Here is a 26,665-nt window from a genome sequence, read left to right as displayed (position 1 = left end):
ACGGACAACGCGCGGTCCGGTTGCACGACCCATCACTCGTGACACCTATTCAGGCCATTTCAATAACAGCCCAGCAAGCCAGAGCAGAGGAATAGCGCACGGTCGGAATAACACCTTTCCACCAGTATCCTCCTTCCATGCCCGGCCATCGCACCACCGCGCCAAGGCAAGCCCGTAGGGCCGGAAGTCCCTCGTACCGAAGCTTTGGTGAGGGTGCTGCTCCGCGATAGGGCCCCGACATGGGGGACGGACGGCCATGCAGAGCGGGACTTTCGGCCCTGATTCCCGGGCCACCCCGGCGGCGAAGGTGGGGACAGGACCAAAAGGAGAGTGGAGAGCATGCGCGCTGCCGTTGTCACCGGATTCGACAAGCCCCTCGAGATCCAGGAGCTGCCCGTCCCCGAGCCAGAGCCGTACCAGGTGCTCGTGCGCATCGAGGCCAGCGGCCTGTGCCACACCGACATCCACGCCGCTCACGGAGACTGGCCGGTCAAGCCGTCTCTGCCCTTCACGCCGGGGCATGAGGGCGTGGGGATCATCGAGAAGATCGGCTCCGCGGTGATCGGCCGCAAGGTGGGTGAGCGGGTGGCCATCCCGTGGCTCGGTTCTGCCTGTGGCACCTGCGAGTACTGCGTCAGCGGTCGTGAGACCCTGTGCGAGTCCCAGCAGAACACCGGCTACGCCCTTAACGGCGGACACGCCGAGTACGCCGTGGCCCACGCCGGGTACGTGGTCCCCGTCCCCGACGGGGTCTCCCCCGTCGAGGCTGCGCCGCTGGCCTGCGCGGGTGTGACGACGTACAAGGCCGTCAAGGTCTCCGGGCTGCGCCCGTCCGAGCGGGCGGCCATCTTCGGCATCGGAGGGCTCGGCCACCTGGCGCAGCAGTACGCGCAGATCTTCGGTGCGCAGACCGTCGCGGTCGACGTCACCGAGGAGAAGCTGAGGCTGGCCAGGGAGCTGGGCGCCACACACACGATCAACGCCGCCACCGGCGACCCGGTCGCGGAGATCAAGGCGCTGGGCGGGGTGGACGTGGCCATCGTGCTAGCCGCCAGCCCGCGCGTGCTGGAGCAGGCCCACGCCTCGCTGCGCCGCGGCGGCCGCCTGGTGCTGGTCTCCCTGCCCAAGGACAACGCGATGAGCCTGCCCATCTTCCAGACCGTGCTGGGCGGCATTACCGTCATCGGCTCCATCGTCGGCACCCGCGCCGATCTCGCCGAGGTCTTCACGCTCCACGCCCAGGGACGTACCAAGGTCATCTACGAAACGCGCAAGATCGAAGACATCAACCAGTCCTTCGCCGAAGTCCTCGCCGGCACCGTCCCCGCCCGCCTCGTCTTCCAGATGTGACCGCGTCCAGAAGGATCGCACCATGTGCAACTACTGCGGCTGCCGAGAGTTCCCGCTGATCGGCCGGCTCTCCCAGGAACACTGGGACATCGCCGAGTGCGCAGGAGCGCTGCGCCGCGCCATCGGCGAGGCCCGGCACGACGACGCCACGGCCCTGCTCGACGAACTGCTCGCCCGACTCATCCCGCACACCGCCACTGAGGAGAGCGGACTGTTCGCCGAGCTACGCGCCGAGGGAGCGCTCGCGGATGAGGTGCAGCGGCTCTGCGCCGAGCACACCGACATCCACGGCGTGCTCGAGACGATCGACCGGACCTCACCCGACTGGCCCGCCGTGCTCAAGGCTCTGGACCGGCTGCACCAGCACATCGATCACGAGGAACACGGGCTGTTCCCCGCCGCCGTCATCATGTTGCCGCTCGCCGCCTGGGACCGCATCACGCCCGAGCAGCCGGGCTTCCTTGAGGGGCGAACGGCCCTGGAAGACAGGTCCAAAGTCCCTCCGGGCAGGTGACCTGTGGCCGTGCCGGCGGGTCCAGCTCCGGATCTACGGTTTTGATATGTCCGATGAGCGCCACCTGATCCGCCGCCTGCCTGGCAGGTGGTCGGTGGCTCCCATGACGGGCCTGCACCCTGACGGGCGGCGAGTCGCACTTGTGAAAGCCCATCCCCAGACCCGCCGCCCGTTCGCCCCGCAGGCTCAGGTCGCCGGTTTCGCGACCCCCATGACCGGTTTCCACGTCCGGCGTGTCTTCGACGAGCGCTGTCCCGCGGCCCTGATCCGCTCATAGCGGCCCTCAGCGGCACTTGTCACCGACGACTCGGACGGACATCACCCTCATGCTCGAAGACCTGCACGCGGCCACGCGCCGCGACCCTGCCCTGTACGGCCACCGCAAGCTGGAGGCCATCCTCTACCCCGGCGTATGGGCGGTGTGGATCCACCGCTTGGCTCATCGGCTGCACCGCCGCCGCGTGCCGTTCCTCCCCCGGCTGATCTCGCAGCTCGCCCGCACCTTCACCGGGATCGAGATCCACCCGGGTACCCGCATCGGGCGGCGGTTATTCATCGACCATGGAGCGGGCGTCGTCATCGGCGAGACCGCTGTCATCGGTGACGACGTCACGCTCTACCACCACGTCACGCTCGGCGGCCGCGGCTTCCACTCCGACGCCAAGGGAACGCCCCGCCACCCGGTTCTCGGCGACCGAGTCACCGTCGGCGTCGGCGCCTCCATCCTCGGCCGGGTCCGCGTCGGCGACGACGCCTCGATCGGCGCCCACGCCCTCGTGCTCGCCGACGTGCCGGCAGGTGCCCGCGTGCCCGGCCCTGTCACTCCATCCGTCATCAGGAGAGAGCCTGTGCCCGACATCCACCCCAACGTCCTGTCCCTCATCGGCGCGACCCCGCTCGTGAGCCTGTCACGCTTCGGCGCGGACTTGCCCGCCCGGCTGGCCGCCAAGCTGGAGTCCGCCAACCCGGGCGGCAGCGTCAAGGACCGCATCGCCCGCGCCATGATCGAGGCCGCCGAGGACACCGGCCTGCTGCATCCGGGCGCCCACATCGTCGAGCCCACCAGCGGCAACACCGGCATCGGGCTGGCCATGGTGGCGGCCGCGAAGGGGTACCGGCTGACGCTCACCATGCCGGAAAGCATGAGCCTGGAGCGGCGAGCGCTGCTGACGGCCTACGGCGCCGAGCTGGTCCTCACACCCGCCGCACTTGGCATGAAGGGCGCGATCGCGGAGGCGGAACGGCTGGCCGCAGAGCACGGCTGGTTCATGCCCCAGCAGTTCGCCAACCCGGCCAACCCCGACGTCCACCTGCGCACCACCGCCCAGGAGATCTGGGACGACACCGCCGGCGAGATCGACCTTCTCGTCTGCGGCGTCGGCACCGGCGGCACGGTCACGGGCGTGGGCCGCTTCCTGCGCGAGAAGAAGCCGCAGGTGCGCGTGATCGCCGTCGAACCCGCTGAATCAGCGGTGCTGTCGGGCGAGGCCCCGGGGCCGCACGGAATCCAGGGCATCGGCGCCGGCTTCGTCCCCGAGGTCCTGGACACCACGGTCTACGACGAGGTGATGCCAGTGTCCGTGGACCAGGCCCGGGACGCGGCGCGGCGGCTGGCCCGTACGGAGGGCATTCTCGCGGGCGTGTCCGCAGGCGCGGCCCTCCACGCCGCGTCCACAGTCGCCGCCCGCCCGAAGAACAACGGCCGACTTGTCGTGGTGGTCCTCCCCGACACCGGCGAACGCTACCTCAGCACCCCGCTCTTCACGCAGTAGAGACGACAGGAGGAATCCGTTTCATGACCATCCACGCAGACACGAGCAGCCAAGCCGCCTTGCGAGTTCACCAGGATATTGGTGATCCCCGAGCTGACAGACCGGACGGTCCTGACGTCCACGTTGGCGCAGGTGAAACTGCCCGCCTTGATGGTGTCGTTGAAGTTCCGCACCACCAGGGCGCCGTTCTCCACGTTGATGGTGATGTGGTCGCCGACGTTGCCGGCGTTGACGGACAACTTCCCGCCGATCGCCGTCACGTTGGTTAGCGCCTGCGCGGGCGTGGCGGTGATCGCCGCTGCCGAGATGGCCAGCAGCACCCCCGTGGCGAGAGCGCGGAGGCTGGTCCTGCGCGAGATGCTGAGATTCACGTGTCTCCTCGTGTGTCGTGGGCCCCCTAGCCCGCGAGGAAGTACATCGCGCCCAGCGCACGGGAAACACGTCCAAATACGCCCTTGTTCGCGGGCGATGTCGGTAGACACGCGAGCCGCAGGTGCTCGGCCCGCTCACCGGACCTCCAGGCGGGTGGCGTCCAGGCTGATGACGATCCGTAATCGGAACCGAAGGTGGTAGCCGTCAACTCAACCTGAACGCCGACACGATGCTGGTGTTCTCCGCCGCCACCAGCCCCGCCTACGGCTCACCCGGGGTGTAGTTGAATGCCGCGATCGGTCCGCGTTTCGGGCCGGGGCTGCGAACGGCGGTCCTGGCCGGAGTGATCTTATGACTGGCCGGCAAGCTGCTGCCGATGATCGGCTATGCGGGTATGGTCATCTTCCCTTCCAGCTCGTCGTCTTGAGCGCCAGGCTGGCCCGGGTGGAGTTCACGGCGATCGCGATCGGTTCGCGGCGCTACCGTGATCGGCCGTCGCGGTCGAGGGATCAGCGCCGGTACTCCCCTGGTTCGGTCTGCGTCACCTCTATGGGAATCAGGTCGCTGGGAGGGCGGTGGCCAGCAGGACGACACCGAGCGACCCCACCAGCGAGGCCACCGCCATGGCGCGCGCCAGCCGGGGACGTGCCGTGCCGGACGCCCAGCCGTGCAGGGCGGCGGCGACCATGACGGCGCAGAACAGCAGCAGCTTGGCGGCCAGGATCCGGCCGTAGCCGGGCTCGGCGAGCGAGGCCCAGGTGACGCCCTTGTGCCAGGCGATGGCCACACCGGTGGCCAGCTGAACGGGCAGGAACAGCGCGACAGTGAGCAGGCCGAAGCGGCGGCCCACGGCGGTCAGCACCTGGCCGCGCCGCTGCTCGTCCAGCAGTCGCCGGGCCAGCGGCAGCACCACCAGCGACACGGTGAGCTGGCCGCCGACCCACAACGCGGCCCCGAGCACGTGCAGGAACCGCACCACCGACCACCACGTCATGGCGCGCTCACCTTGAACTGGCCGTGTGCGCCTGCCTCGGCCCGGCGCATCGTGTGGTCCACGACCGGGTACGTGCCAGGCTCCGGGAAGGCCAACTCGGCGAAGCCGCCCTGAGCGGGGGCCAGGTCGAGCACCTGTGCCCCGCCTGGGTCATCGGCGCGGAGCAGGTAGGCGCCTTCCTTGTAGACGGTGTCGAACGGCGCTCCCACCACATGCAATGCCGTGCCTGAGCTGGGGCCGGCGGCCACGGCCCAGATGCGGACCCGCTCTCCGGCCTTGGCCTGCAGCGGGGCGTGGTCGTAGCCAGCGGCGGTGCCGTTGAACATCCAGCCGTCCGGTTCACCTTCCCAGATCTTGGTGACTTGAGCCTGTGTGCCGGGCTCGCCAAGGTGCAACTCACCCTGCACCAAGAGGTACTCGCGGTCCACCTTGGGCAGGTTCGGCGGGTCGATGATGACCGCGCCGTACATGCCGTTGGCGATGTGCTGGGTCATCGGCATGGTCGAGCAGTGGTACAGCCAGGCTCCGGCGAAGTCCGCCTTGAACCGATACGTCAGCCGCTCCCCCGGCTGGATCGTCCGCATCGGGCCGTCCGGCGCGGTCGCCCCGGCATGGAAGTCAATGCCGTGACCCATTGAACCGCCGTTGACGAACGTCACGACGAACACATCGCCGACCTTGCCACGCAGCACCGGCCCGGGCATGGTCCCGTTGAACGTCCACACGCGTTGCCGCACCCCTGGCGCGACCTCCTGGATGATGGTGTCGTCGGCGCGGATCTCGATGTGGTGTTCCGTGCCGCCGGGAGCGGGCTTCAGGGTTGCGTCGTACGGGGTCCAGCCCGGTGACATCGGTGCGGCCAGGTCCAGCCGGGTGGGGCCTCCTCCCTGCGAGGCGGCGTGCGTGCCGTGTCCGTTGTGGCTGGTGCTCGCCTCCGGCTGGGATGCTGCGGCCGTGCCGGTCGGGACAATCCGCATGGTCATGCCGGCCGCGCGGTGCCCGGCGACCGTGCACCAGCCGTCCACGGCCTCCCCCAGCGGTTGGAGCTTCAGCGTGGCGCTCTGGCCGGAGGCGAGCATCGGGGTACGCTCGCCGGTTTCGAGGCGCAGGTCGTGGCGCTGAGCATCGGCGTTGGTGACACGCAGCGTCAGGACCGTGCCCGCGGCTGCCTCGATCACGGCGGGGCGGATGCTCATGCCGGACAGTGTCACCTCGATCGTCCGGGAACCGGTCGCGGCCACCGTGGATGGACCGGAGCCGCCGGTCGTGGCGACGACGACTGCCGCGGCGGTCAACAGGCAGCCGACGGCCACCCCGGCGATGGCCGGCAACGATTGCCGCCACGCCCTGCCGCCGTTCGCCGAGCCATCCGCCCCCGCGGACTGTGCGACGTCAGCCGTCGGCTGGGCAGGGGTAATGCGAGCTCGGGTCAGGGCGGTGACGGCCAAGGCGACGAACGCCATGGCCGAGCCCAGGACGAGCGCCCAGCCCAGCAGCGTCACCGGTTGCGGAACCGGCAGGGCCAGCAGCGGCACGCCCAAGTTGAGTGCCGCGAGCCGCGCCGGCCAGCCGCGTTCCAGCAGCGCTGCGTTCTCCTTGAACCGGGCCGGCCCGCCGCCCAGCACCGCGGGCAGCAGGTGCAGCAGCGAGCCGAGCAGCACCTGGGCGACGAATCCGACGAGCATCGGCGGCAGCAGCGGCTCCACTGCCACTGCGACCTCGGCTGCGGGCCGGGTGGCGATGACCACCAGGTTCGCGGCGATCGTCAGCTCGAACCAGACGATCGCCGCCGCCAGCATCCACGAGGCCCCGGTGTGCGGGCGCCTGCGCCGCAGCGCGTCGACCAGCGGCACGAGCACCGCCAGCCCTCCCGCGGCGTACGCCACCAGCCCTGCCAGGGCCACCCACCGCCAGCCCGCCAGCAGTCCGACGACGGCCACCGTCAACCCGGGCGCAGCCAGCCGCAGCCCCACGCGTGAGGCTCGCCGGGTCCCCTCCGCCATGCGCGTACGCAGGACTGTGGGCCAGAGCGTGAACAGCGTGCCGAGCACGGTCAGGCCGACCCAGCCGAACAGGTTCACCACGGCGTGCGCGGCATGCAACCGCTCGTGGACCGCCCCGTGCCCGACGTGCGCGGCCAGCAGCCCACCCAGGACGCCGCCGACAGCGAGCGCTCCGGCCGCGGCCACGTACCAGCCGATGACATGGCCGAACCGGCCGGGCAGCGCCTGGCGCACCAGCCGGACGAGCACGGCGGCGTGCCACAGCACCACCCCCACCACCAGCACCGCACCGGCGGCAGCCACCTGCCACGGCCCGAACGCGACCCCGGCCAGCACCGCCACCGTCGCCACGTTCAGCAGGCCCAGCCTGGCCAGGCTGCCGCGCTGCGGCGGGGTGCGGACGCGTAGCAGCGCCACCGTGAAGTGCTCACTCCAGATCAGGATGGCGGTGCTGACCGCGCCCAGCAGGAACACGTGGATCAGCAGCCAGCGCGGCGCCGGCAGCACTTCGCCCGCCAGCGCCGCCACGACGGTCAGGGCGAGCCAGCCGACGACGACCGCGTTCGCCCGCAGATGCCACGAGGCACGCGGTCGCTGCGGCTGCGGTGCCTCGAGCGGCGGTTTAGCCCTTTCTATACGGATATCGACCGGACCCACTTCGATGACCTTCCTATGGTGACCGGAGCGCGTGATCGCGATCGCGCACCCGGCGAACATCAGCAGAGCAACCGCCGCGAGCACGCCACCCAGCGTACGCACGACTTGGGCGGTGGCCAGGTCGCCGGCCATCCGCACCACCACCGCCGCGTGCAGCGCCACCAGCGGCATATAGAGAACGGGCCGGTACGGCAGCCGCACGCGCAACACCGCGGGCAGAATCACCGGGGCGTGCCCGAACACCATCGACATGACGAAACCGAGGAACAGCGCGTGAAGCGCGGCGTCGTACAGATACCGGCCCGACGCCAGGCCGGTGGCCGCCCACAACATCCCGGCCACCGCCAGCCAGCAGTACCCGGCCAGCAGGCAGACAGCCGCATACCGGGAGAGCCCGGCACCGCGCACAGTACGCCGCGCCACGTCATAGAAGCCGAGCCACCCGGCGGCCACGACCATCCCGACCCCGGCCGCACGCGCGCCCGCGACCGGAGCGAGCAGCGACACCACGGCCCCCACGCCCACCAGCGCGGCGGCGGCCAGCAGGCCCGCCCAGGCGCGGGGGCGGAGGAACACGACGTGCGCCAGCTCCAGCCGCTCGGCAGCGATCGTGAGCACCAGAAAGACAGCGAACCAGACCACCAGCTCCGGCACCGGCCGCCCGACAAGCCATAACACCCCGGCCACCGGCCACGCCACCGCCCCGCCGAGCTGCAGGAACGTCTCACGTGACCACCGCCGGCCGAGCAGCGCCAGGTAGATGGCCACCAGCCAGCCGCCACCGGCGGTCAGTGCCACGCGGCCGACCTGCTCGGCACCGACGGCAAGGGCGACCGCACCGGCTGCAGCGAACGCCGGCGCCACGTAACCCCAGGGGCGACGCAGCGCCACCGCACGCTCGAGCGCGATCAATGTGCCGAGGAAACCCAGAGCCATCAGCGGCCCGTGCTGCTCGATGAACGATCCGGGTGCCGGAATCTCGTCGACCAGCAGCGCAAGCCCGCCGACGACCCCGGCGACCAACGCCACCGCCGCCCCACCCATCAGCGGCAACCGCCCCCAGGCCACTCGCCGCCCAGACAGTCCTCGCCGGCTGGCCCGTCCCGGCTGACCGGGGAGTCCAGGCTGCGCTGCCTGCGGCGGCGCGCTTGGAGTCTGCGGTGTCACCACGGTCTGTCACGCCCTCCGTTACGCGGGTGGTCATGGAGAAGCAGTCAGCGGTCCGGCCGCACCGGGGCGTGCCCGGGTGCGGCCGGACCACGGGCCAACGAGGAGGTCAGCGGGCACCGACATGCTCGGCCGTACGGCGGACGGCCACCGAGCGGATCACGGTCACCGTCAGAGCCAGGGTGAGCGCGGCGGTGATGGCCAGCAGCGCCAGGCCGAGCCCGTAGGAGCCGAGCTGGCCGTACAGGAAGCCCATCACCAGCGGGGGCACGAAGCCGCCGAGGCCGCCGGCGGCGCCGACCAGGCCGGTGACCGTGCCGACCTTGTCGGCCGGGGCGACTTGGGCGACGAGGGCGAAGGTGGCGCCGCTGCCCGCGCCGAGTGCGGCAGCCATGGTCAGGAAGGCGATGGTGCCAAGCGGCATGAGGCCCGGCGTGAGCGCCTGCACCCCCGCCATCACGGCGATGAGGACGAAGACACCGGTCAGCACGGGGACGGGGCCGATGCGGTCGGACAGCCAGCCACCGAGCGGCCGGGCCAGGACCGCCAGCACCACGAACCCGGCCATGCGGTTGGCGGCATCGGCCAGTTCGAGGCCGTAGCCGGTCTGCAGGTAGGCGGGCAGGTAGACGGAGAAGGCGACGTAGCCGCCGAAGGCGACCGCGTACAACACACACGCCTGCCACGTGATCGACAACTTCACCGTGGCCGCCATACGCGTCATCAGGGGCTGGGTCGCGACGGTACGGCCGGGCGCGTCCCGCAGCACCAGCCACGCGACGACGGCGTAAGCAGCCAGGACGACCGCGGTGATCAGGAACGGGGTGGCCGCGCCGCCGGTCCGCACCAGGGGGACGGTGGTCAGCGCGCTGATCGCAGTGCCGCCCATCCCTGCCCCGAAGATCCCCACCGCCAGGCCGCGCCGGTGCGGCGGAAACCAGGCGTTGACGAACGGCACGCCGACAGCGAAGACGGTCCCGCCGATACCCAGGAAGAGCCCGCCCGCCAGCAGCGCGGCCAGCGAGGTCTGCCCGGCCACGCCTATGAACAGCACGGGCACGATGGTGGCGGCGGAGATCAGGGGAAACATTACCCGTCCGCCGAAGCGGTCGGTCAAAGCGCCGACCGGGATGCGGCCGAGCGAGCCGACGATCACGGGCACGGCGACCAGCAGCGCCTGCTGCCCAGCCGACAACTCGAGCAGCTCTTTGAAACGCGGCCCCAACGGGCTGAGCAGCGCCCAAGCCCAGAAGTTCACCGCGAAGCCCAGGGTCGCCAAGCCCAGCATCAATGCGGGCTTGCGGCCGGTCGCGGCGGTCGGTGCGTTCGTCATGTCTTCCTCACGTGATCGTGTATTCATGGGTGGCTGCGGCTGAGTGCCGCGCAGGTGTCCTGGTCTCATCTCAGCTCACAGGTCCTGGAGCGGGGTATGGACCAAGGTCCCGCCCTTTGGGGACTTAGGGCGTGTGGAGGTGCCGGGCGAGGTCGCTCTGGTAGGGGAAGCTGCCCGGCTCGTAGCCGCACCAGGGCTCCTCGGCGAGCACGTCGCCGGTGCAGGCGTACGCGCGGGACCGGGAGCCGCCGCAGATGGTGCGGAACTCGCACGCCCCGCACCGCCCGCCCAGCCGGTCGGGGTCACGCAGCGCGGCGAACAGGGGCGCGGACCGGTAGATCTCGGTCAGCGGCCGCTCGCGGACGTTGCCCGCATCCAGCGGCAGGAACCCCGACGGGTGCACGGTCCCGGTGTGGGAGACGAACACGAAGCCGCGTCCGGCGTTCACATCGACAGGAGGGCGACGCACCCGGTTCTCCCCCACCAGCCCGGCCTGCCGTGCCTGATGGCAGAGGTCCTGGTAGAGCGGCCCCAGAGCCTCGGCGTGGTCGGCGCCATGTTCGGCCAGGATGAGCCGCTGGATGGCCACGCGCCGGAAATGGTGGGCCTCGGTGGTCTTGACCGGGATCGTGGTGCCGAGGTCGTACAGGAAGTGCAGCACGTCCTCGGCCTCCTCCGCAGTCAGCGCGGACAGGGCGCGGCCCCGGCCGGTGGGCACCAGGAAGAAGACGCTCCACAGCAGCGCGCCCTGGTCGCGTACCAGCCGGGCGATGTCCGGCAACCGGGCCAGGTTGCGGCGCGTCACGGTGGTGTTGATCTGCACCTTGAGCCCGGCCTCGCGGGCCGCCCGCCAAGCTGCCATGGTCCTGCCGAACACACCGTCGTAGCCGCGGAAGGCGTCGTGCCCGGCGGCGGTAGAGCCGTCGAGACTGAGAGAAATCGCCATAGCGCCCGCCTGGCGCAGCCGGGCAAGGTTGTCCGGGGTGAGCGCCGGGGTGGCCGAGGGCGACACGGCAGGCGAAAGACCGAACTCGCGAGCCCGCCGTACCAGCTCGAACAGGTCGGGCCGCTCGAACGGATCGCCGCCCGTGATCACGAACAGTGGCGCGGGCCGGCCGAAGTCAGCCACTTGCCGCATCAGTTCCCCGGCCTGCTCGTTGGTCAACTCCTCGGGGTGCCGGTCGGGCACGGCCTCGGCGCGGCAATGCAAGCACGCCAGCGGACAAGCCCGCGTAGCCTCCCAGATCACGATGAACGGGCGGTCCGCGACATCCCTCCGCACCCGCCGCAACGGCGGTCTCCCGGACGACCGCTTATCGGCGCCGGCGCGCTCGGCCCGGGGTGCGGTGCCGTCCGGTCGGCCGATCTCGTGCGCCGACCGGACAGCCTCCGACCACTTCGTCATACGTGGGCTCCCAACAGGATCTGGGCCACCACGTCGGCCGCCGAGTGGTCATCCGGCAGGCCATCGAGGAAGCCGGCGTCCTGGCCGAGGGTGAGCAGCGGCGGCTCGTCGTAGCCGTCGGCGCGGTGCTGCCCGAGGCCGATGGCAGCGAGCAGGCCGTTGCACAGGCAGCGGCGGTCGGCCGCCTCCTCGGCCGGACGGCCCTTACGCACGTAGGTGTCGACCGGCTCGGCCGGGCAGCGGTAGCCGATCGCACCGTCCGGTTTGGCGTACGGGGTGCGCAGGTAGCCGAGGTCGCACAGCCGCGGGCGCGCCTCGTACACCTCCTGCTCCGACAGCGTTCCCGCCACATCGGCCACCTTGAACGGGAACCCGGTGGGCGAGGCCCGCGGGTCGTTACGCACCCGGAGGGCGCCGCTTGCCGCCTGCACGCGCAGCTGCCTGCGAAGGACGGGATCGAGCCCGGACTCCCGGCACAGCGCGAACGCCGACCCCACCTGGATCCCCTCCGCGCCCGCCACCCAGGCCCGCTCCAGCCCGCCAGGGGTGCCGTACCCGCCGGCCAGCCAGAACGGCAGCCCGAGCGCGGCGACCTTGGCCGTGTCGACCTCGTCGCGCGGCCCGTACACCGGCTCGGCCTCAGGATCGAGTGTCATCCTGCCCCGGGGTGGCGCGCTGTGCCCGCCCGCCACCGGCGACTCGATCACGAACCCGTCCGGCCTGGTGACCGGGGAGCGCGCCAGGTACGCGGCGAGCACGTGCGACGACACGATCGCCAGCAGCTTGGGCCGGGCCAGCGGCGTCAGGCGGTGGCCGAGCAGCCGGACCGGGTGGATACCGATCGTGTGCCCTTCGCCGCCCGCGACTGCCACCGAGATCCGCGCCGGGCGGTGCTCGGCCAGGTCGTCGAGCAGCTGCGGGATCTCCGCCGGGATGCCGGCGCCGACCAGCACGTAGGCGGCCCCGGCCAGCATCGCTCCGTAGACGGCCGCCGGGGTGGCGAGCTGGATCTTCTCCAGGTAGTTCACCCCGACGGGCCCGTCGGGGTCCTCCTTGGCCAGGAAGACCTCGGCGAAGTTGGCGACCACGGCGAGTTCGTCGCGGGCGCGGTTCGCCCGCAGCCCAAGCCGGGGAACCGGACGGTACGGCACGTCCCGGCCGGTCCCGCCGGGCACGAAATAGCGGCCGAGCACGCGCTCAGCGATCTCGGGCACCGGGAAGCAGGCGAGCGCTCGGCGCAGATGGCCGCCGAGGTCGCCGCGCTGTAGCCGCCGGGCGAGGGTGACGTCCAGCGCTGTCCCCGACACCACGCCGAGCTGCCCGGTCGCGGCGACCGCTCGGGCCAGCCGCCAGCCCGACACGCCCACGCCCATCCCGCCCTGGATCAGGGCGGGCCGCACCGGCTCAGCCACGCCGCGCTCCCCGCGTGCGCAGGTTAAGGACCTCGAATACGGGACGGCGGGGCACCCGTGGGACCGGCGGGCCGTACCCGAGCCTCACCAGCATCTGCACATGACCCAACGGCCCGGCATGGTCGCCACGGTGCTGCGGCGGCCGCAGGTCGAGCGGCTGGCTGAACAGCGAGGCGGCCACGCCGTGCGCGGTCGCGGTGAGCAGCACCCGCTGCAGCGCCTGCCCGGCGCGCAGCCAGTCGAGCGGACTATCGCCCTTGGTGAACAGGGCGGCGAGCTGCGGATCCGGTTCGAAGTCCGCCTGTTCCCGCCCGGGCTCGCCGGCCGCGCCCGGGCGAAGGTCACGAACGGCCTGCGCGCCGCCCAGGGCGAAGTCGCGCATGGGCAGCTCACCGTGTCTCGGGCGGGGACCGAAGGCGTGCTCGGGCACGCCGTCGGAGCGCGTCTGCGAGCCGGTCCAGCGGGCCAGCTCGGCGCGGTAGGACTCCTCGGCGGTCAGCGTGCCCTCGGCCACGGCGACCATGTCGAGCACCCGCCGCGCCGTCCGACCCTTGACCAGGACCAGCGTGGCACCCTCCGGGTAGGCCGCGGTGACCAGATCGAGGAAGACGTTCCTCGGCAGCGGCCGGCCGTCGAAGGGGAAACGGTTGGTACGCCGGTGCGGGATCATGCCATACAGCAGCCGCTCGTCGTGGTCGGGCGGGCTACCCGGTGTGGTGCGTACCGTGGCCAGCAGGTCGGGTCGTTCGCCGGGGTCGGGCAGCAGCTGGACTTGGGGGTCGTGCCCGGTCATCCGGATCGCCAGCCGCAGGTTGAACAGGGCGGCCCCGCAACTAATGCCGAGCCCGCGCCCCAGTGGATCGGTGACGGCCAGCAGCCGGTCGAGGTCGGCGTACAGGTCCATGGTGGCGTCGTCGGCACGGCGGAAGCGCCACGGCTGGGTGTTGTGCACCGATGGCGCCGCGACGGCGGCGTGCACCAGCCTGCGCACGCCGGCCCGCGTGGCGAAGGGCTTCTCCCTGTCGGCGGACTGCGGGACGGTATAGGGCCCAGCGCCGGGGACACCGGACTCAGGGATCGCGCCGGTTCCGGTCATCGGGCCATTCCCAGCGCAGAGGTAACAACGGACATGAACCCAAGATCCCGCGCAGGACCGTGGTCACAGCAGGGACCAAAGTCCTTCAAAGCGCGTCCGATGGACCATTTCGCCAAGACACCGCGACGCTTTGGCGGCCAAGCCGCAAGCTCGCAGCCGGCTGCATGGGAATCCAGGGACCATGTTGCTCTGCGACGTCGGGACCAAGGTCCCTAGGCCGATCGCGATAGATCCGAGATATTCGGACCCATGACACCCCTGCAAAAAATTGATGCGTACTGGCGTGCCGCCAACTACCTGTCGGTAGGGCAGATCTACCTGCTGGACAACCCGCTCCTGACCGAACCTCTCAGACCTGAGCACATCAAACCGCGCCTGCTCGGCCACTGGGGCACCACCCCCGGCCTGAACTTCTGTTTCGCCCACCTCAACCGGATCATCGCCGAGCGCAGCCAGGACATGATCTACATCGCCGGTCCGGGCCACGGCGGACCCGCAGCGGTCGCACATGCCTGGCTGGAGGGCTCCTACTCGCAGAAGTACCCCGACGTCTCGCAGGACGCTGCGGGCATGCGGCGATTGTTCCGGCAGTTCTCCTTCCCCGGCGGCATCCCCAGCCATGTCGCGCCCGAGACGCCGGGCTCCATCCACGAGGGCGGCGAACTGGGCTACTCGCTCGCCCACGCGTTCGGGGCCGCCTTCGACAACCCCAAACTGGTGGTGGCCTGCGTCGTCGGTGACGGCGAGGCGGAGACCGGCCCGCTGGCGGCCAGCTGGCACTCCAACAAGCTGCTCGACCCCTACCGGGACGGCGTGGTGCTGCCGATCCTGCACCTGAACGGCTACAAGATCGCCAACCCCACCGTGCTCGCCCGCATCCCCGAGGACGAGCTGGTCAAGCTCATGGAGGGGTACGGCTACCGACCGCACATCGTCGGCCCGGACCATGAGCAGATGGCGAACACGCTGGACGAGGTGTTCGACCAGATCGCCGCCTACAAGGAGGGCCGCGCGGACCGCCTGCCTATGATCATCCTGCGGACGCCGAAAGGCTGGACCGGCCCCCGTGAAGTCGATGGCAAGCCGGTCGAGGGCACGTGGCGGGCCCACCAGGTGCCGCTGTCCGGCGTCCGCGACAACCCCGAACATCTGGCGATGCTGGAGGAGTGGATGCGTTCCTACCGGCCCGAGGAGCTGTTCGACGCCAACGGCCGCCCGGTCCCGCAGATCTTGCAGACGGTGCCGGAAGGGCCGCTGCGGATGAGCGCCAACCCGCACGCCAACGGCGGTGAGCTGCTGCGCCCTCTGGCGCTGCCGGACTTCCGCGACTACGCGATCGAGGTCAAAGCGCCCGCGACGCAGACCAGCGAGCCCACCCGGGCACTGGGGGCGTTCCTGCGCGACGTGATCGCCGCCAACCCGCACAGCTTCCGGCTGATGGGCCCGGACGAGACCGCCTCCAACCGGCTGCAGGCCGTCTTCGACACCACCGACCGAGCCTGGAACGCCGCCATCGAGGAAACCGACGAACACCTGGCCGCCGGCGGCCGGGTGATGGAGGTGCTGTCCGAGCACCTGTGCCAGGGCTGGTTGGAGGGCTACCTGCTGACCGGCAGGCACGGGCTGTTCAACTGCTACGAGGCGTTCATCCACATCATCGACGCGATGTTCAACCAGCACGCCAAATGGTTGCAAGCCTCGAAGAAGATCCCGTGGCGGCGGCCGGTCGCCTCGCTCAACTACCTGCTGTCCTCGCACGTGTGGCGCCAGGACCACAACGGCTTCAGCCACCAGGACCCCGGTTTCCTCGACGTCGTGGTCAACAAGAAGGCCGAGGTCGTCCGGGTCTACCTGCCGCCGGACGCCAACACCCTGCTGTCGGTCGGCGACCACTGCCTGCGCTCTCGCGATTACGTCAACGTGATCGTGGCCGGCAAGCAGCCCGTACTCGACCTGTTCACCATGGACGAGGCCATCGCGCACTGCACCCGCGGACTCGGCATCCTGCCCTGGGCCTCCACCGATCAGGACGCCGAACCCGACGTGGTGCTCGCCTGCGCCGGCGACGTACCGACCATGGAGACGCTGGCCGCGGCCGCCATCCTGCGTGAGCACCTGCCCCACCTGAAGGTGCGGGTCATCAACGTCGTCGACCTGATGCGGCTCCAGCCGCCGTCGGAACACCCGCACGGCATGCCGGACGCCGAGTTCGACACCCTGTTCACCACCGACAAGCCGATCATCTTCAACTTCCACGGCTACCCCTGGCTGATCCACCGCCTCACCTACCGCCGCCACGGCCACCACAACCTCCACGTACGCGGTTACAAGGAGGAGGGCACCACCACGACACCCTTCGACATGGCCATGCTCAACGACATCGACCGCTACCACCTGGTCATGGACGTCATCGACCGCGTCCCCGGCCTCGGCACCACCGCCGCGCACCTGCGCCAGCAGATGACCGACGCCCGGCTCCAGGCCCGCGCGCACACGCGCGAGCACGGCGAGGACTCGGTGGAAATAGGCTCGTGGACATGGCCGGCCGCATTCTCGTCCTGAACACGGGATCCTCGTCGATCAAGTACGAGCTCGTCGACGTCACCACTCGCGACCGTCCGGCCAGGGGCTTGGTCGAGCGCATCGGCGAGGACATGGGCCGGCTCACGCACCGGGCCGGCGACGGGCCGCCGTACACACGGGAACGGCCCGTCCCCGGACACGGCGAAGGGCTGGAGGCGATGATGGAGGCGTTCGCCGCGGCGGGACCCGAACTGGCGCCCGTCGCGGTCGGGCACCGCGTCGTGCACGGCGGCACCCGCTTCACCGAGCCAGTGCTCGTCGACGACGAAGTGATCGCCGCCATCGAGGAGCTCGCCCCGCTCGCGCCCCTGCACAACCCCGTCAACCTCACCGGGATCGAGGTCGCGCGCAAGGCGTTCCCAGGGGTGCCGCAGGTGGCCGTATTCGACACCGCATTCCACCGCACGCTGCCGCCCGAGGCGTACACCTACGCCGTGCCGCGCGAGTGGGGGGTGCGGCGCTTCGGCTTCCACGGCACCTCCTGCGCCTACGTCTCCCGCCGCGCCGCCGCCCTCCTCGGCCGCGACCTCGCCGAGCTCAACCTGATCGTGCTGCACCTCGGCAACGGCGCCAGCGCCACCGCGATCGCCGGCGGACGCAGCATCGACACCTCCATGGGCATGACGCCGTTGGAAGGGCTGGTCATGGGCACCCGCTCCGGCGACGTCGACCCCGCCCTCGCCGGCTATCTCGCCAGGGTGGACGGGCTGGACGCCCAGCAAGTGGAGCACGCGCTCACCCACCGCGGCGGCCTGCTCGCGCTCACTGGCACCAGAGACATGCGCGAAGTACGCGCGCGCGACGACGACACCGCCTGCCTTGCCCTGGACATCTACACCCGACGCATCCGCAAATACGTCGGCGCGTACTATGCGCTGCTCGGCCGGGTGGGCGCGATCGTGTTCACCGGCGGCGTGGGCGAGCACGATGCGGCCACCCGCGCCGCGTCCCTGGCCAGGCTCGAACGGCTCGGCATCACCGTGGACCCGGCACTCAACCAGATGGACACGACCGGTGAGCGGGCCATCTCCCCTTCAAGCGCCGAGGTGCCGGTGCTGGTCATCCCGACCGACGAGGAATGGGAGATCGCCCGCCAGACCCACGCACTCATCTCCTGACCGCGGGGAATCCATGACCGACGCCCGATTCCAGGGCACGAGCACCCCGAGATCCGCGCTGGACCTGGAACAGGCACGAGGGAGAGCGTGATGGACGACACGAAAACCCAGGACGTGGGGCTGGATCGAGCAAGCATGGGCGACCTGCTCAACCTCGTGGTCGACGTCGGCCCGGTTCCCATGCAGGCAGGAGCCTGCCTGATCCTGGACGGCGGTCCGGCCTTCGACGTGACGCACGCGCGGCGGCTCATCGCCGAGCGCATCGGGACGGTGCCCCGGCTGCGCCAGCGACTGGCGCCCACCCCGCCCGGCTGCGGCCGGCCGCTGTGGATCGACGACCCCGGCTTCGACCTCGACCACCACCTCCAAGTCATCGCCTGCCCGCCACCCGGCGACGAGGACGCGCTGCTCGACCTCGCTGTGGCCGTCATCGGCCAGCCGCTCGACAGATCCAAACCCTTGTGGACGATCACCCTGGTAACCGGACTCTCGGAAGACCGGATTGCCCTGATCGCCTGCTTCCACCACGTGCTCGCCGACGGCATCGGCGGCCTGGCTGTCCTAGGCTGCCTCGTCGACGGCGCACCCGCGCCACCGCCGACGTTCTCCTACCCGGTGCCGCCGCTTCGCCGAGCCGCCGCCGACGCCTGGGCCACCCGACTGCGCGCACTCGCCCACCTGCCCCACCTCTGGCCGACGCTCAAGCGCGCCGCCGCCGAATTGGGGACGCCGCGACGAGCAGCCCGCTGCTCACTCAACCGCCCAGTCGGCCCACGTCAACGGCTGGCGACCGTCACCGTTCGGCTCGACGGCATCCGCCGATACGCCCACGCTCACGCAGCCACCGTCAACGACGCCGCCCTGGCGGCGATCACCGGAGCCGTTCGCGCACTGCTGAGGGGCCGCGGGGAGAGCATTCCCGACCTGGTGGTGTCCGTGCCCGTCTCCGCCCGGGCGTCGACCACAGCCGCCCGGCTGGGCAACCAGATCGGTGTCATGCCCGTCCGCCTGCCCACCGAGGACGGCCTCGCGGACCGGCTGCGCCGAACCGCGGCCATCACCCGCGCCAGAAAGTCCACGACCATAGGTGGTTCGGCCGCCCTGCTCACCGCCGTGAACTGGATCCTCGCTCGCCTGCACCTGCTCGGCTGGCTGCTCAACCACCAGCACCTCATCCACACCGCCGCCACCAACCTACGCGGGCCAACGGAGCCAGTGTCCTTCGACGGCGCCATCGTGCGTACGATCATCCCGATCTCCTTGGCCCGGGGAAACGTGACCATCGCCTTCAGCATGCTGTCCTACGCCGGCATCCTGGCCGTCACCATCGCCGCAGACGCCGACCGCACTCCCGACCTTCCGTCCCTCGTCGCCGCGCTCCAGGAGGAGTTCGCGCAGATGGGCCTGACCTGACGGGCTGTCGGGGGCTAGAGGGGGACGTGCCAGTGCAGCCGCGTCCCGCCCTTCTCCGGAGCCTCCAGCTCCGCAGTGCCGCCTAGGCGGGCGGCCCGTTCCTCGATGTTGCGCAGACCACTGCGGCGTCCGCTCTCACCAACTCCGACGCCGTTGTCGGCGATCATAAGAGTGAGCTGCTGGTTCGCGACCTCGACCAAAACCTCCGCCCGGGTCGCGCGGGAGTGGCGCACCACATTCGACAAGGCCTCGCGCAGCACGGCGAGCAGGTGCTCGGCCACGGCGTCGGGCACCAGGGTGTCGATCTGGCCCTCCATGCGCAGCCCCGGCATGAAACCCAAGTGCCCACCGGCGCCCTCCACCAGGTCGACGACCCGTGTGCGAAGGCTCGGAGCGGCCTGCTCGCGCGGAGTCTGCAGGGCGAAGATCGACGAGCGGATCTGCCGGATCGTCTCATCCAGCTCATCGATCGCGTGCTGCAGCCGCTTGCCCGCCTCCGGCCGCTCGACCAGCCGGACCGTGCTCATCAACGTCATCGCGGTGGCGAACAGCCGCTGGATGACCACGTCGTGCAGATCCTTGGCGATGCGATCCCGATCCTCCAGCAGCCCGAGCCGTTCGGCGTCGCGGCGGGTCTCGGCCAGCTCCAGCGCGATCGCGGCCTGACCCGCGAACGACACCAGCATCTGCTGATCGGCCCCGCTGAACGGCAACCGCCCGCTCCGCTTGGCCAGCGCCAGCACCCCCCGCACCCGCGGCACCGTACCCAGCGGCACCATCAACCCGGGCCCAAAGCCCAGCCGCCGCAGGGGCGAGTCAGGGTACGGGTCGCTTGGCAGATCCCGCTCCGATACCAGCACACCCCGCCTGTACGCCTCACCCGCCGGCGTGGCCGCAACCTCGAACGTCATCCCCAGCAGCTCTCCGGCCCCCTCACCCTCCGCCACATCCACGGCCAGCGTCTCACCCGACGCCTCCGGCAACAGCACCTGCACCAGGTCCGCATCACACATCTGCCGGGCCCGCGCCGCCATCGTGGTCAACACCCCATGAACGTCGGCACCGGACAGCAGACTCGTGGTGATCTCCGACGACGCCTGCAGCCAGGCCTCCCGCCGCCGCGACTCCTCATACAACCGGGCGTTCTCCACCGCGACGCCGGCCGCGGTCGCCAGCGCGATGACAACGGCCTCGTCCTCCTCGTCGAAGTCGCCACCGCCGCGCTTCTCAGTCAAGTAAAGGTTGCCGAACACCTCGTCGCGGACTCGCACCGGCACCCCGAGGAAGGTGCCCATCGGCGGGTGCCCCGGCGGGAAGCCGTACGACTCCGGATGATCCGAGATACGGCTCAGCCGCAACGGCCGAGCCTCCTTGATCAACAGGCCGAGCAGTCCGAGCCCGTGCGGCCAGTGCTCGATCTTGGCGATCTCCTCCTCACTCAGCCCCACCGGAATGAACTGGATGAGCGTGCGCTCCTCCCCCACCACGCCCAACGCCCCATAGCTGGCGTCCACGAGCTTGGTCGCGGTCTCCACGATCCTCCGCAGCACCGTCTCCAGGTCCAGGTCACTGCCCACCGACACCACGGCTTCGAGCAGCGCATGGACTCGATCCCGCGTGGCCAGCACGGCGTTCAGCCTCGTCTGCAGCTCTGCCAGCAGTTCATCGAGCCGCATCTGGGGCAACAGGGGACGATGCTCACTCTCGGACATACCGATCAGTCTCGCACTCGGACACCACGCCGCCCACCCCGGTGCCGGGATGGGCGTGTGATCGTGCGCATCACATGAGATATGGACGCTCATCAGCCGTGTCGTCCCGCAGCACGTCGTGCAGGAGATTCTGGATCAGGAGTCGCCGAGACGACCACACGCGTTACGCCAGAGCCGCTCTCAGGCGAGGGTATTGCCGTGGCCCATGGTGCTTTCCGAAGGAGACTTCGCTTCAGAGGCGCGCCTTGCACGCCACTCCTTATGCGCCGTGTCGGCCAGGACCATCACCGGGATCGCCAGCACGGCGAGCGCCCATCCGGTCGCAGGTGGGAAGGCGCCGCCAAGCAGGCCCGCGACACCTGGAACGCCAAGGAAGACCAGGAGCAGCACGGCTTCGACGGCGATCGCGCCCAGTAGCAAGGGATTGGAGCGCCACCGCAACCGCCCGATCCAGCGGCTCTCGCTGCGGCAGGCGAAGGCGTTGGCGAACTGGCCGAGCACCACGGCGGCGAAGGCCGTGCCGGATGCGGCGGCGAGCAGGCCGGGACGTGGGGCGGTGCCGAGGTGCCAGCCGCCGAGCAAGAGCACACCGACGAAGGCGCCCATCTCGGCCAGCGCCTGGGCCGGGCCGAGAACGCCGAAAGCGCGTCCGATCAGGCGGCGGTCCATAAGGGACCCAGTGCGGGCGGGGCCGTGCATCGTGCGGGGGTTGGCCGGTTCCGCGCCGAGGGCGAGGGCGGGCAGCAGGTCGGTGCCGATGTCCAGGGCGAGCACTTGCAGCACGCTGAGCGCGAGCGGGATGGTGCCGCCTGACAGCGCCCATACGGCGAACGGGGTGAGCTCGGCGACGTTGTCGGTCAGGTGGAAGGTGAGGAAGCGGCGCACGTTGGCGTAGGTGGCGCGGCCCAGCTCGACGGCCGAGATGATCGTGGCGAAGTGGTCGTCGAGCAGCACCAGGTCGGCGGCCTCGCGGGCGACATCGGTCCCTGAGGCGCCCATCGCGATGCCGATGTCGGCCTCCCGCAGCGCGGGACCGTCGTTGACGCCGTCACCGGTCATCGCCACCACATGGCCGCGTCCTCGCAGAGCCCCGGGCGATACGCAGCTTGTCCTCGGGCGTCACCCGGGCGACGACCACGCCGTCGCGATCCAGTAACGCGCCCAGTGCGGCGTCGTCGGCGGGCAGGTCGGCGCCGGTGACGACTAACTCGTCGGGACCGAGCAGGCCGACTTCGGCGGCGATGGCGCGGGCGGTGCGTGGATGGTCACCGGTGACCATCGCCAGCTTGATCCCCGCGATCCGACATTTCCAGATCGCCTCGGCGACGTCCTCGCGGGGCGGGTCATGCAGTCCGACCAGGCCGAGCAGGTCGAGGTCGCGCTCTTCGTCCGTGCCGCCGCGGGCGACCGCCAGCACCCGCAGTCCGCGGTCGCTCATGCGGGCCATTGCGTCGTCCACACCAGGTACGGCCCGGCACAGCGGCAGCACGGCGTCCGGGGCGCCCTTCAGATGCAGCCTGCCGTCCACCGTGACGGACGCGCGGCGCCGTACCGGATCGAAGGGGAATCGTGCGGTGATCTCACCGGTCAGGTCGGCGCCGAGCTTCAACGCCTCAACATGCAGTGCGACCTCCATCGGGTCGCCCACCGGCTTGCCGTCACTCATCCGCCCGGTGGAGCTGAGCACGGCCGAGCGCAGCACTTCGGCAGGCGGATACGCGGGCGCCCACACCTCGGCCACGGTCATCTCGTTGCGGGTGAGGGTGCCGGTCTTGTCGGTGCAGATGAATGTGGCCGAGCCGAGTGTCTCGACCGCCTCCAGGTGTCGGACCAACGCGTTGCGCGCGGCCATCCGTTGCGCCGCCCTGGCCAGCGACAGCGTGACCGTGGGCAGCAGCCCTTCCGGTACCAGCGCCACCGTGACGCCGAGCGCGAACAAGAAGCCCTCGCTCGCTTCCATGCCCAGCAGCACGGCCAGGCCGAAGAAGACAGCGCCGACGGCCAGCGCGATCCCGGCGACGATCTTGACGACCTTGCCGAGCTGCACCGACAGCGGGCTGGGCGGCCGGGAGGCCTCCCGGGTCAGCTTCGCGATCCCGGCCAGCCGGGTGCGCGCGCCGGTGGCCACCACAACGGCCTCTGCCTGGCCCTCGACCACGAACGTGCCTGCGAAGGCCCGGTCACCGGCCCGCGGCCGTACCAGGCGGCTCTCACCGGTCAGCATGGACTCGTTGACGGCCAGCGCGTGCACCTCGGCCAACTCCAGGTCGGCAGAAATCCGGTCACCCGCCTCCAGCAACACCACGTCACCGGCCACCAGCTCGGCCGCGCCGATCAGCGCCCGCTTGCCGTCCCGGCGCACGACCGCGTTGGCCGGAATGAGCTCGCGCAGCCGCTGGGCGGCCTGATCGGCGCGGTACTCCTGGGCGAAGGCGAAGCCGCCGTTGAGCAGCACCACGACCACGATCGCCACAGCCAGCTGCGGCATCCCGGCCATCAGCGCCAGCACGGACGCGCCCCACAGCAGCAGGGCGAAGAAGTGCACCATCTGGCGTAACAGCAACACCACCGCGGGGTGCGGCGGGCCGACGGCAGCGCGTTCGGTCCGTCCGCGGCCAGTCGCTCCGCCGCTTCAGTTGCAGGGAGCCCTGACCTCAGCTGGGACACGGTCGTCATATCCGACGCTGTCTCCGCTCACCTCGGGCACCGGGCAGGGGCTTTCGGCACCAAAGCAGGGGCCGTCCGGCCCTACCGGGTCGACGGCGGGTGCGGGAGTGTCGGTCGCGGGAGGTGCGTCATGTCCACTCAACTCGCTACCGAACTCGGCGTCCGGCGGCTGCTGGTGGCGGCCGGGCAGGCACCGTCGGTGCTCAACACCCAGCCGTGGCGCTTCCGCGCAGTCCGCCACGAGTACGTCGAGCTGTACGCCGATCCCGACCGGCGGCTGCGGGTGAGCGACCCGCGCGGACGCAACCAGCACATCAGCTGCGGCGCGGCCCTGTTCAACCTGCGCCTGGCGATCCGCACCTCAGGGCGGCGGCCGATGACGTTCCTGCTGCCCGACCCAGGAGACGGGCTCGATCTCCTGGCCGCCGTCGGTATAGGCGCGCCGCTGCCCGCCTCGGCCGGACCGCGCGAGCTGTACGACCTCATCCCCGTGCGGCGCACCAGCCGCCGCCCCTTCTTCGACCGGCGGATACCCCACGACGTCATGGCCGAACTGCGGCTCGCCGCCGCCCGCGAGGGCGCCGGACTGGCCTGGCTCGACCGCCACAGCACGCTCGACACCCTCGACTACGCCGCCATCGCCGAGGACCAACTCGCCGCCGACCACGCCTACCAGGCCGAGCTGGCGGCCTGGACGATGCCCGGAGCACGCTACGACGGCGTGCCCGCCTACGCACACGGCCCTCATGCCTTGCAGGATCCGCCACCGGTCAGGGACTTCGGGCGGCACAGCGGCGAGGCCCGCTTCGAGCAGCGACCTCAGCTCGCGGTGCTGACCACCATGGGTGACCGACCGGTCGACTGGCTACGCGCAGGCCAAGCCCTGCAGCGGATGCTGCTGGTCGCCACAAAACACGGCCTGTCGGCGTCGTTCCTGAACCAGCCGCTCGATCTGCGTGACATGCGGCGTCGCAGGGATCCGCATCACCGGCGCGGACACCCTCAGATGATCATCAGGCTCGGCTACGGACCATACGTCCCCCGCAGCCCACGCCGGCCTGCCACCGAGCTCTCCCACGCCTGACCGGGACGTATGGACCAGAAGAGGACTGATGCGCGATGCGTATGATCGTCGAGGACGCGATGACCAGCAAGGTCATCTCTGTCACCGCAGCCACCCCGTTCAAGGAAATCGCCCAAGCGCTCATCACCGGCGGCATAAGCGCCGTCCCAGTGGTAGACGACGACGGCCATGTGATCGGCATGGTGTCCGAGGCAGACTTGCTACGCAAAGAGGAGTTCCGGGAGCAGTTCCACCGCGAGGACTACCGGCCGCCGCTGCGTGCCCGGCTCCGCCACCCCAAAGGTAGGCAGAAGGCCGCGGGCGACACCGCCGCCGCGCTGATGACCAGCCCACCGATCGTGATCAGCGCCGCGGCGTCGGTGGTCTCGGCCGCCCGGCTCATGCAGGCCCGTGACGTCAGACGACTCGCGGTCGTCGACGGCAACGGCTGCCTTGTCGGCATCGTGAGCCGCCGTGACCTGGTCAAGGTGTTCCTGCGCGACGACGACAAGATCGCCGCCGAGGTTCGTGACGACGTTCTCGGCCGGGCGCTGTGGTTGGACACCAGCGGCGTGGGCGTCGAGGTGCTTCAGGGCGTCGTCACCTTGTCCGGCCAGGTGGACCGGCGTACCGAGGCCGGCATGGCGGTCCGCTTGGCCGGCCGCGTCAACGGCGTGGTCGACGTCATCGACAGGCTGTCCTGGAAACGGGACGATGTGGCCGTGAGCGCGGGCCGCCGACGATGAGCCGGGCCGTCCTGCCCGGCGACGTGGTCGCTGTCCGAGTCCACGAGGGCACCGGCCGGCTCGGCCGCCGCCTTCCCTGCTCGCACAAGACCATTGCAGGCGGCCGCACTGACCATCACTGACCATTCGCTCAGCGGAACAGCGCGTCGTCGATGGTGAAGCGGATGAACTCCCCGTCGGCCCACCGCTCCGTTCCCGGCCACCAACCGCCTCGTATGCCCGCGGGAATGGTGAACCCGTCGAACGTGGTCTCACCCTCGCACTCGACACCAAACAGGTGCTCACGATAAGCGCCCTTGTCCGGATTGCCCCAACGGCTCATGGTGACGCTCTCCAACCGGCCGTCCGGCGCCACGGTCAGCGTCACCTCGTGATCCTCGGCCCCGACCGGCAGGGTGGCCACCGCGCGCCGCTCGTCCAGCGCCTTCCATCGCACGCGCGGGTCGAGCGCGGCCGCGGGCGCCAGCACGAACTCGCATGCGAGCCGGCCCGCGGCGCTCCTGGTGATGTCCGATCCGCTGCCCGACATCACGGGAAGGGCGCCGAGTAGCCGCCAGCGCATCTCACCCACGCCCGCGCGATAACGATCGAAGCCGTGCACCGGAAGGCCGCCGAGATAGGCGCTCGCGCACCAGACGAACCCCTCCAACGGCAGCAGGATCTGGCTGGCGTGGAATCGCCGCCAGAACCCCAGCTTGATCGTGCCGCGCATGCTCAAGACGATGGCGCGCAGCAGCGGCGTGCCAGGGGCGATCGCGTGCAGAGCCCAGCGCCGCGCCGGTTCGGGCAGCAGATCGGCGGCCGCCGGATCGAAGGCACGCGCCCCCGCGGTCTGCCGTTGCAGCAGGTCCCAGTCATGCTGCGCCTCTTGGGTGAGGTACGGCGGAGCGACGAGGACGGTCATGGACGCCTCCCTGGCGCGCCCACCACGGCCACCGGGCAGCGCGCGCGATGAAGGACCCCGTGGCTGACCGAGCCCAGCGCCGCCGAGGCGAACCCGCCGAGCCCGCGCGACCCGACGACCACCAGATCGGCGCCTTTCGACGCCTGGGCCAGCGCGGGGACCGGGTGCCCGTCGAAGGACATACCGGCCGTCCGCGACGTAGTCCTCGGCCCGGAGCACCTGCCCGAACGGCCGGAACCCGAACCTCGGGTGCTCCAGCCACTCGACAACTCCCGAAACGTGAACCTGATGTCCCACCGCTCAGGCAGGCTCATCGCATCCTCCTCCCGATTCCCATACCTCCAGCACACACCCGGCCGGCCAACGCCCACAGAGGACGAAGTC

Annotated in this window: 21 protein-coding genes and 1 pseudogene; 9 read left to right on the top strand and 13 right to left on the bottom strand. The window is 70.7% G+C overall.

Translation table 11 applies throughout. The features are described from left to right. Nucleotides 1-339 precede the first annotated feature (339 nt). From ACTWQA_RS30290 to cysK, 4 genes are read left to right on the top strand one after another with little or no spacing between them, the layout of a single operon-like run. On the top strand, nucleotides 340-1,350 hold the full coding sequence (locus ACTWQA_RS30290; protein WP_443162453.1) for a zinc-dependent alcohol dehydrogenase: 1,011 nt from the start codon (nucleotides 340-342) through the stop codon (nucleotides 1,348-1,350). 22 nt (nucleotides 1,351-1,372) lie between these two features. Beyond that, nucleotides 1,373-1,864 (top strand): hemerythrin domain-containing protein, encoded by a 492-nt coding sequence (locus ACTWQA_RS30285; protein ID WP_443162452.1) that lies wholly within the window; start codon nucleotides 1,373-1,375, stop codon nucleotides 1,862-1,864. A 46-nt stretch (nucleotides 1,865-1,910) separates the two neighbouring features. Beyond that, a complete protein-coding gene (locus ACTWQA_RS30280) occupies nucleotides 1,911-2,141 on the top strand; it encodes a hypothetical protein (protein ID WP_443162451.1) in 231 nt (76 codons plus the stop codon). Nucleotides 2,142-2,190: 49 nt separating this feature from the next. Beyond that, nucleotides 2,191-3,636, top strand: coding sequence for a cysteine synthase A (cysK, locus tag ACTWQA_RS30275; RefSeq protein ID WP_443162450.1), 1,446 nt, complete (start codon nucleotides 2,191-2,193; stop codon nucleotides 3,634-3,636). Here cysK and ACTWQA_RS30270 read toward each other — a convergent pair. The 7 genes from ACTWQA_RS30270 to ACTWQA_RS30240 form a co-directional block, all read right to left on the bottom strand. Further along, nucleotides 3,606-3,956, bottom strand: a complete 351-nt coding sequence (locus tag ACTWQA_RS30270; RefSeq protein WP_443162449.1) for a hypothetical protein — start codon at nucleotides 3,954-3,956, stop codon at nucleotides 3,606-3,608. The genes cysK and ACTWQA_RS30270 overlap by 31 nt on opposite strands. A 608-nt stretch (nucleotides 3,957-4,564) precedes the next feature. Further along, nucleotides 4,565-5,002, bottom strand: coding sequence for a hypothetical protein (locus tag ACTWQA_RS30265; RefSeq protein WP_443162448.1), 438 nt, complete (start codon nucleotides 5,000-5,002; stop codon nucleotides 4,565-4,567). Then, a complete protein-coding gene (locus ACTWQA_RS30260) occupies nucleotides 4,999-8,691 on the bottom strand; it encodes a multicopper oxidase domain-containing protein (protein ID WP_443162447.1) in 3,693 nt (1,230 codons plus the stop codon). Before ACTWQA_RS30260 ends, ACTWQA_RS30265 begins: the two co-directional genes overlap by 4 nt. 247 nt (nucleotides 8,692-8,938) lie before the next feature. Beyond that, nucleotides 8,939-10,162, bottom strand: coding sequence for an MFS transporter (locus ACTWQA_RS30255; RefSeq protein WP_443162446.1), 1,224 nt, complete (start codon nucleotides 10,160-10,162; stop codon nucleotides 8,939-8,941). Between the two features lie 124 nt (nucleotides 10,163-10,286). Then, on the bottom strand, nucleotides 10,287-11,567 hold the full coding sequence (locus tag ACTWQA_RS30250) for a TIGR04053 family radical SAM/SPASM domain-containing protein (protein WP_443162445.1): 1,281 nt from the start codon (nucleotides 11,565-11,567) through the stop codon (nucleotides 10,287-10,289). After that, nucleotides 11,564-12,979: a nitronate monooxygenase gene (locus ACTWQA_RS30245; RefSeq protein WP_443162444.1), complete on the bottom strand. Its 1,416-nt coding sequence runs from the start codon at nucleotides 12,977-12,979 to the stop codon at nucleotides 11,564-11,566. Before ACTWQA_RS30245 ends, ACTWQA_RS30250 begins: the two co-directional genes overlap by 4 nt. Next, complete coding sequence (locus ACTWQA_RS30240) at nucleotides 12,972-14,075, bottom strand: Acg family FMN-binding oxidoreductase (RefSeq protein WP_443162443.1); 1,104 nt, start codon at nucleotides 14,073-14,075, stop codon at nucleotides 12,972-12,974. The genes ACTWQA_RS30245 and ACTWQA_RS30240 overlap by 8 nt, the downstream gene beginning before the upstream one ends. 249 nt (nucleotides 14,076-14,324) lie before the next feature. Between ACTWQA_RS30240 and ACTWQA_RS30235 the strand changes: the two genes are divergently transcribed. The 3 genes from ACTWQA_RS30235 to ACTWQA_RS30225 all read left to right on the top strand — a co-directional run bounded on the left by ACTWQA_RS30235 (nucleotide 14,325) and on the right by ACTWQA_RS30225 (nucleotide 19,189). Beyond that, the gene (locus tag ACTWQA_RS30235; protein WP_443162442.1) at nucleotides 14,325-16,637 is read left to right on the top strand and encodes a phosphoketolase family protein; all 2,313 of its coding nucleotides are present in this window, start codon (nucleotides 14,325-14,327) and stop codon (nucleotides 16,635-16,637) included. Next, nucleotides 16,613-17,776 carry an acetate/propionate family kinase gene (locus tag ACTWQA_RS30230; protein WP_443162441.1) on the top strand — a complete coding sequence of 388 codons (1,164 nt, stop codon included), beginning with the start codon at nucleotides 16,613-16,615 and terminating at the stop codon, nucleotides 17,774-17,776. The genes ACTWQA_RS30235 and ACTWQA_RS30230 overlap by 25 nt, the downstream gene beginning before the upstream one ends. 90 nt (nucleotides 17,777-17,866) lie before the next feature. Further along, nucleotides 17,867-19,189, top strand: coding sequence for a wax ester/triacylglycerol synthase domain-containing protein (locus ACTWQA_RS30225; RefSeq protein ID WP_443162440.1), 1,323 nt, complete (start codon nucleotides 17,867-17,869; stop codon nucleotides 19,187-19,189). Between the two features lie 14 nt (nucleotides 19,190-19,203). Here the strand turns inward: ACTWQA_RS30225 and ACTWQA_RS30220 are convergent, their stop codons facing one another. From ACTWQA_RS30220 to ACTWQA_RS30205, 4 genes are all read right to left on the bottom strand, one after another. Next, nucleotides 19,204-20,901 (bottom strand): sensor histidine kinase, encoded by a 1,698-nt coding sequence (locus ACTWQA_RS30220; protein ID WP_443162439.1) that lies wholly within the window; start codon nucleotides 20,899-20,901, stop codon nucleotides 19,204-19,206. Between the two features lie 180 nt (nucleotides 20,902-21,081). After that, a complete protein-coding gene (locus ACTWQA_RS30215) occupies nucleotides 21,082-21,960 on the bottom strand; it encodes an HAD-IC family P-type ATPase (RefSeq protein ID WP_443162438.1) in 879 nt (292 codons plus the stop codon). Continuing rightward, nucleotides 21,950-23,467: a cation-translocating P-type ATPase gene (locus tag ACTWQA_RS30210; protein ID WP_443162437.1), complete on the bottom strand. Its 1,518-nt coding sequence runs from the start codon at nucleotides 23,465-23,467 to the stop codon at nucleotides 21,950-21,952. The genes ACTWQA_RS30215 and ACTWQA_RS30210 overlap by 11 nt, the downstream gene beginning before the upstream one ends. Then, nucleotides 23,398-23,577, bottom strand: a complete 180-nt coding sequence (locus ACTWQA_RS30205) for a cation-transporting P-type ATPase (RefSeq protein ID WP_443162436.1) — start codon at nucleotides 23,575-23,577, stop codon at nucleotides 23,398-23,400. The genes ACTWQA_RS30210 and ACTWQA_RS30205 overlap by 70 nt, the downstream gene beginning before the upstream one ends. 121 nt (nucleotides 23,578-23,698) lie before the next feature. Between ACTWQA_RS30205 and ACTWQA_RS30200 the strand changes: the two genes are divergently transcribed. Together ACTWQA_RS30200 and ACTWQA_RS30195 are read left to right on the top strand one after the other, a co-directional pair. Further along, a complete protein-coding gene (locus ACTWQA_RS30200; RefSeq protein ID WP_443162435.1) occupies nucleotides 23,699-24,652 on the top strand; it encodes an Acg family FMN-binding oxidoreductase in 954 nt (317 codons plus the stop codon). A gap of 35 nt (nucleotides 24,653-24,687) precedes the next feature. Further along, a complete protein-coding gene (locus ACTWQA_RS30195; protein ID WP_443162434.1) occupies nucleotides 24,688-25,377 on the top strand; it encodes a CBS domain-containing protein in 690 nt (229 codons plus the stop codon). A gap of 130 nt (nucleotides 25,378-25,507) precedes the next feature. Here the strand turns inward: ACTWQA_RS30195 and ACTWQA_RS30190 are convergent, their stop codons facing one another. Then, nucleotides 25,508-26,281 (bottom strand): DUF6544 family protein, encoded by a 774-nt coding sequence (locus ACTWQA_RS30190; protein WP_443162433.1) that lies wholly within the window; start codon nucleotides 26,279-26,281, stop codon nucleotides 25,508-25,510. Beyond that, a pseudogene (locus ACTWQA_RS30185) lies at nucleotides 26,278-26,451 on the bottom strand (universal stress protein); the annotation flags it as partial. The gene ACTWQA_RS30190 and the pseudogene ACTWQA_RS30185, both read right to left, overlap by 4 nt. Between the last annotated feature and the right edge of the window lie 214 nt (nucleotides 26,452-26,665).

Origin of the sequence: Nonomuraea sp. 10N515B (genome assembly GCF_052245915.1) — a bacterium.
GTDB lineage: Bacteria > Actinomycetota > Actinomycetes > Streptosporangiales > Streptosporangiaceae > Nonomuraea.
This window is presented reverse-complemented; position numbering and strand designations above follow the sequence as displayed.

Coding starts and splice junctions, on each gene's coding strand:
- ACTWQA_RS30220 (WP_443162439.1), bottom strand. CDS start 20,901: ATGTCCGAGAGTGAGCATCGTCCCCTGTTGCCCCAGATGCGGCTCGAT.
- ACTWQA_RS30240 (WP_443162443.1), bottom strand. CDS start 14,075: ATGACCGGAACCGGCGCGATCCCTGAGTCCGGTGTCCCCGGCGCTGGG.
- ACTWQA_RS30290 (WP_443162453.1), top strand. CDS start 340: ATGCGCGCTGCCGTTGTCACCGGATTCGACAAGCCCCTCGAGATCCAG.
- ACTWQA_RS30200 (WP_443162435.1), top strand. CDS start 23,699: ATGTCCACTCAACTCGCTACCGAACTCGGCGTCCGGCGGCTGCTGGTG.
- ACTWQA_RS30235 (WP_443162442.1), top strand. CDS start 14,325: ATGACACCCCTGCAAAAAATTGATGCGTACTGGCGTGCCGCCAACTAC.
- ACTWQA_RS30195 (WP_443162434.1), top strand. CDS start 24,688: ATGCGTATGATCGTCGAGGACGCGATGACCAGCAAGGTCATCTCTGTC.
- ACTWQA_RS30230 (WP_443162441.1), top strand. CDS start 16,613: ATGGCCGGCCGCATTCTCGTCCTGAACACGGGATCCTCGTCGATCAAG.
- ACTWQA_RS30255 (WP_443162446.1), bottom strand. CDS start 10,162: ATGACGAACGCACCGACCGCCGCGACCGGCCGCAAGCCCGCATTGATG.
- ACTWQA_RS30190 (WP_443162433.1), bottom strand. CDS start 26,281: ATGACCGTCCTCGTCGCTCCGCCGTACCTCACCCAAGAGGCGCAGCAT.
- ACTWQA_RS30285 (WP_443162452.1), top strand. CDS start 1,373: ATGTGCAACTACTGCGGCTGCCGAGAGTTCCCGCTGATCGGCCGGCTC.
- ACTWQA_RS30225 (WP_443162440.1), top strand. CDS start 17,867: ATGGACGACACGAAAACCCAGGACGTGGGGCTGGATCGAGCAAGCATG.
- ACTWQA_RS30265 (WP_443162448.1), bottom strand. CDS start 5,002: ATGACGTGGTGGTCGGTGGTGCGGTTCCTGCACGTGCTCGGGGCCGCG.
- ACTWQA_RS30280 (WP_443162451.1), top strand. CDS start 1,911: ATGTCCGATGAGCGCCACCTGATCCGCCGCCTGCCTGGCAGGTGGTCG.
- cysK (WP_443162450.1), top strand. CDS start 2,191: ATGCTCGAAGACCTGCACGCGGCCACGCGCCGCGACCCTGCCCTGTAC.
- ACTWQA_RS30250 (WP_443162445.1), bottom strand. CDS start 11,567: ATGACGAAGTGGTCGGAGGCTGTCCGGTCGGCGCACGAGATCGGCCGA.
- ACTWQA_RS30215 (WP_443162438.1), bottom strand. CDS start 21,960: ATGACCGGTGACGGCGTCAACGACGGTCCCGCGCTGCGGGAGGCCGAC.
- ACTWQA_RS30205 (WP_443162436.1), bottom strand. CDS start 23,577: ATGACGACCGTGTCCCAGCTGAGGTCAGGGCTCCCTGCAACTGAAGCG.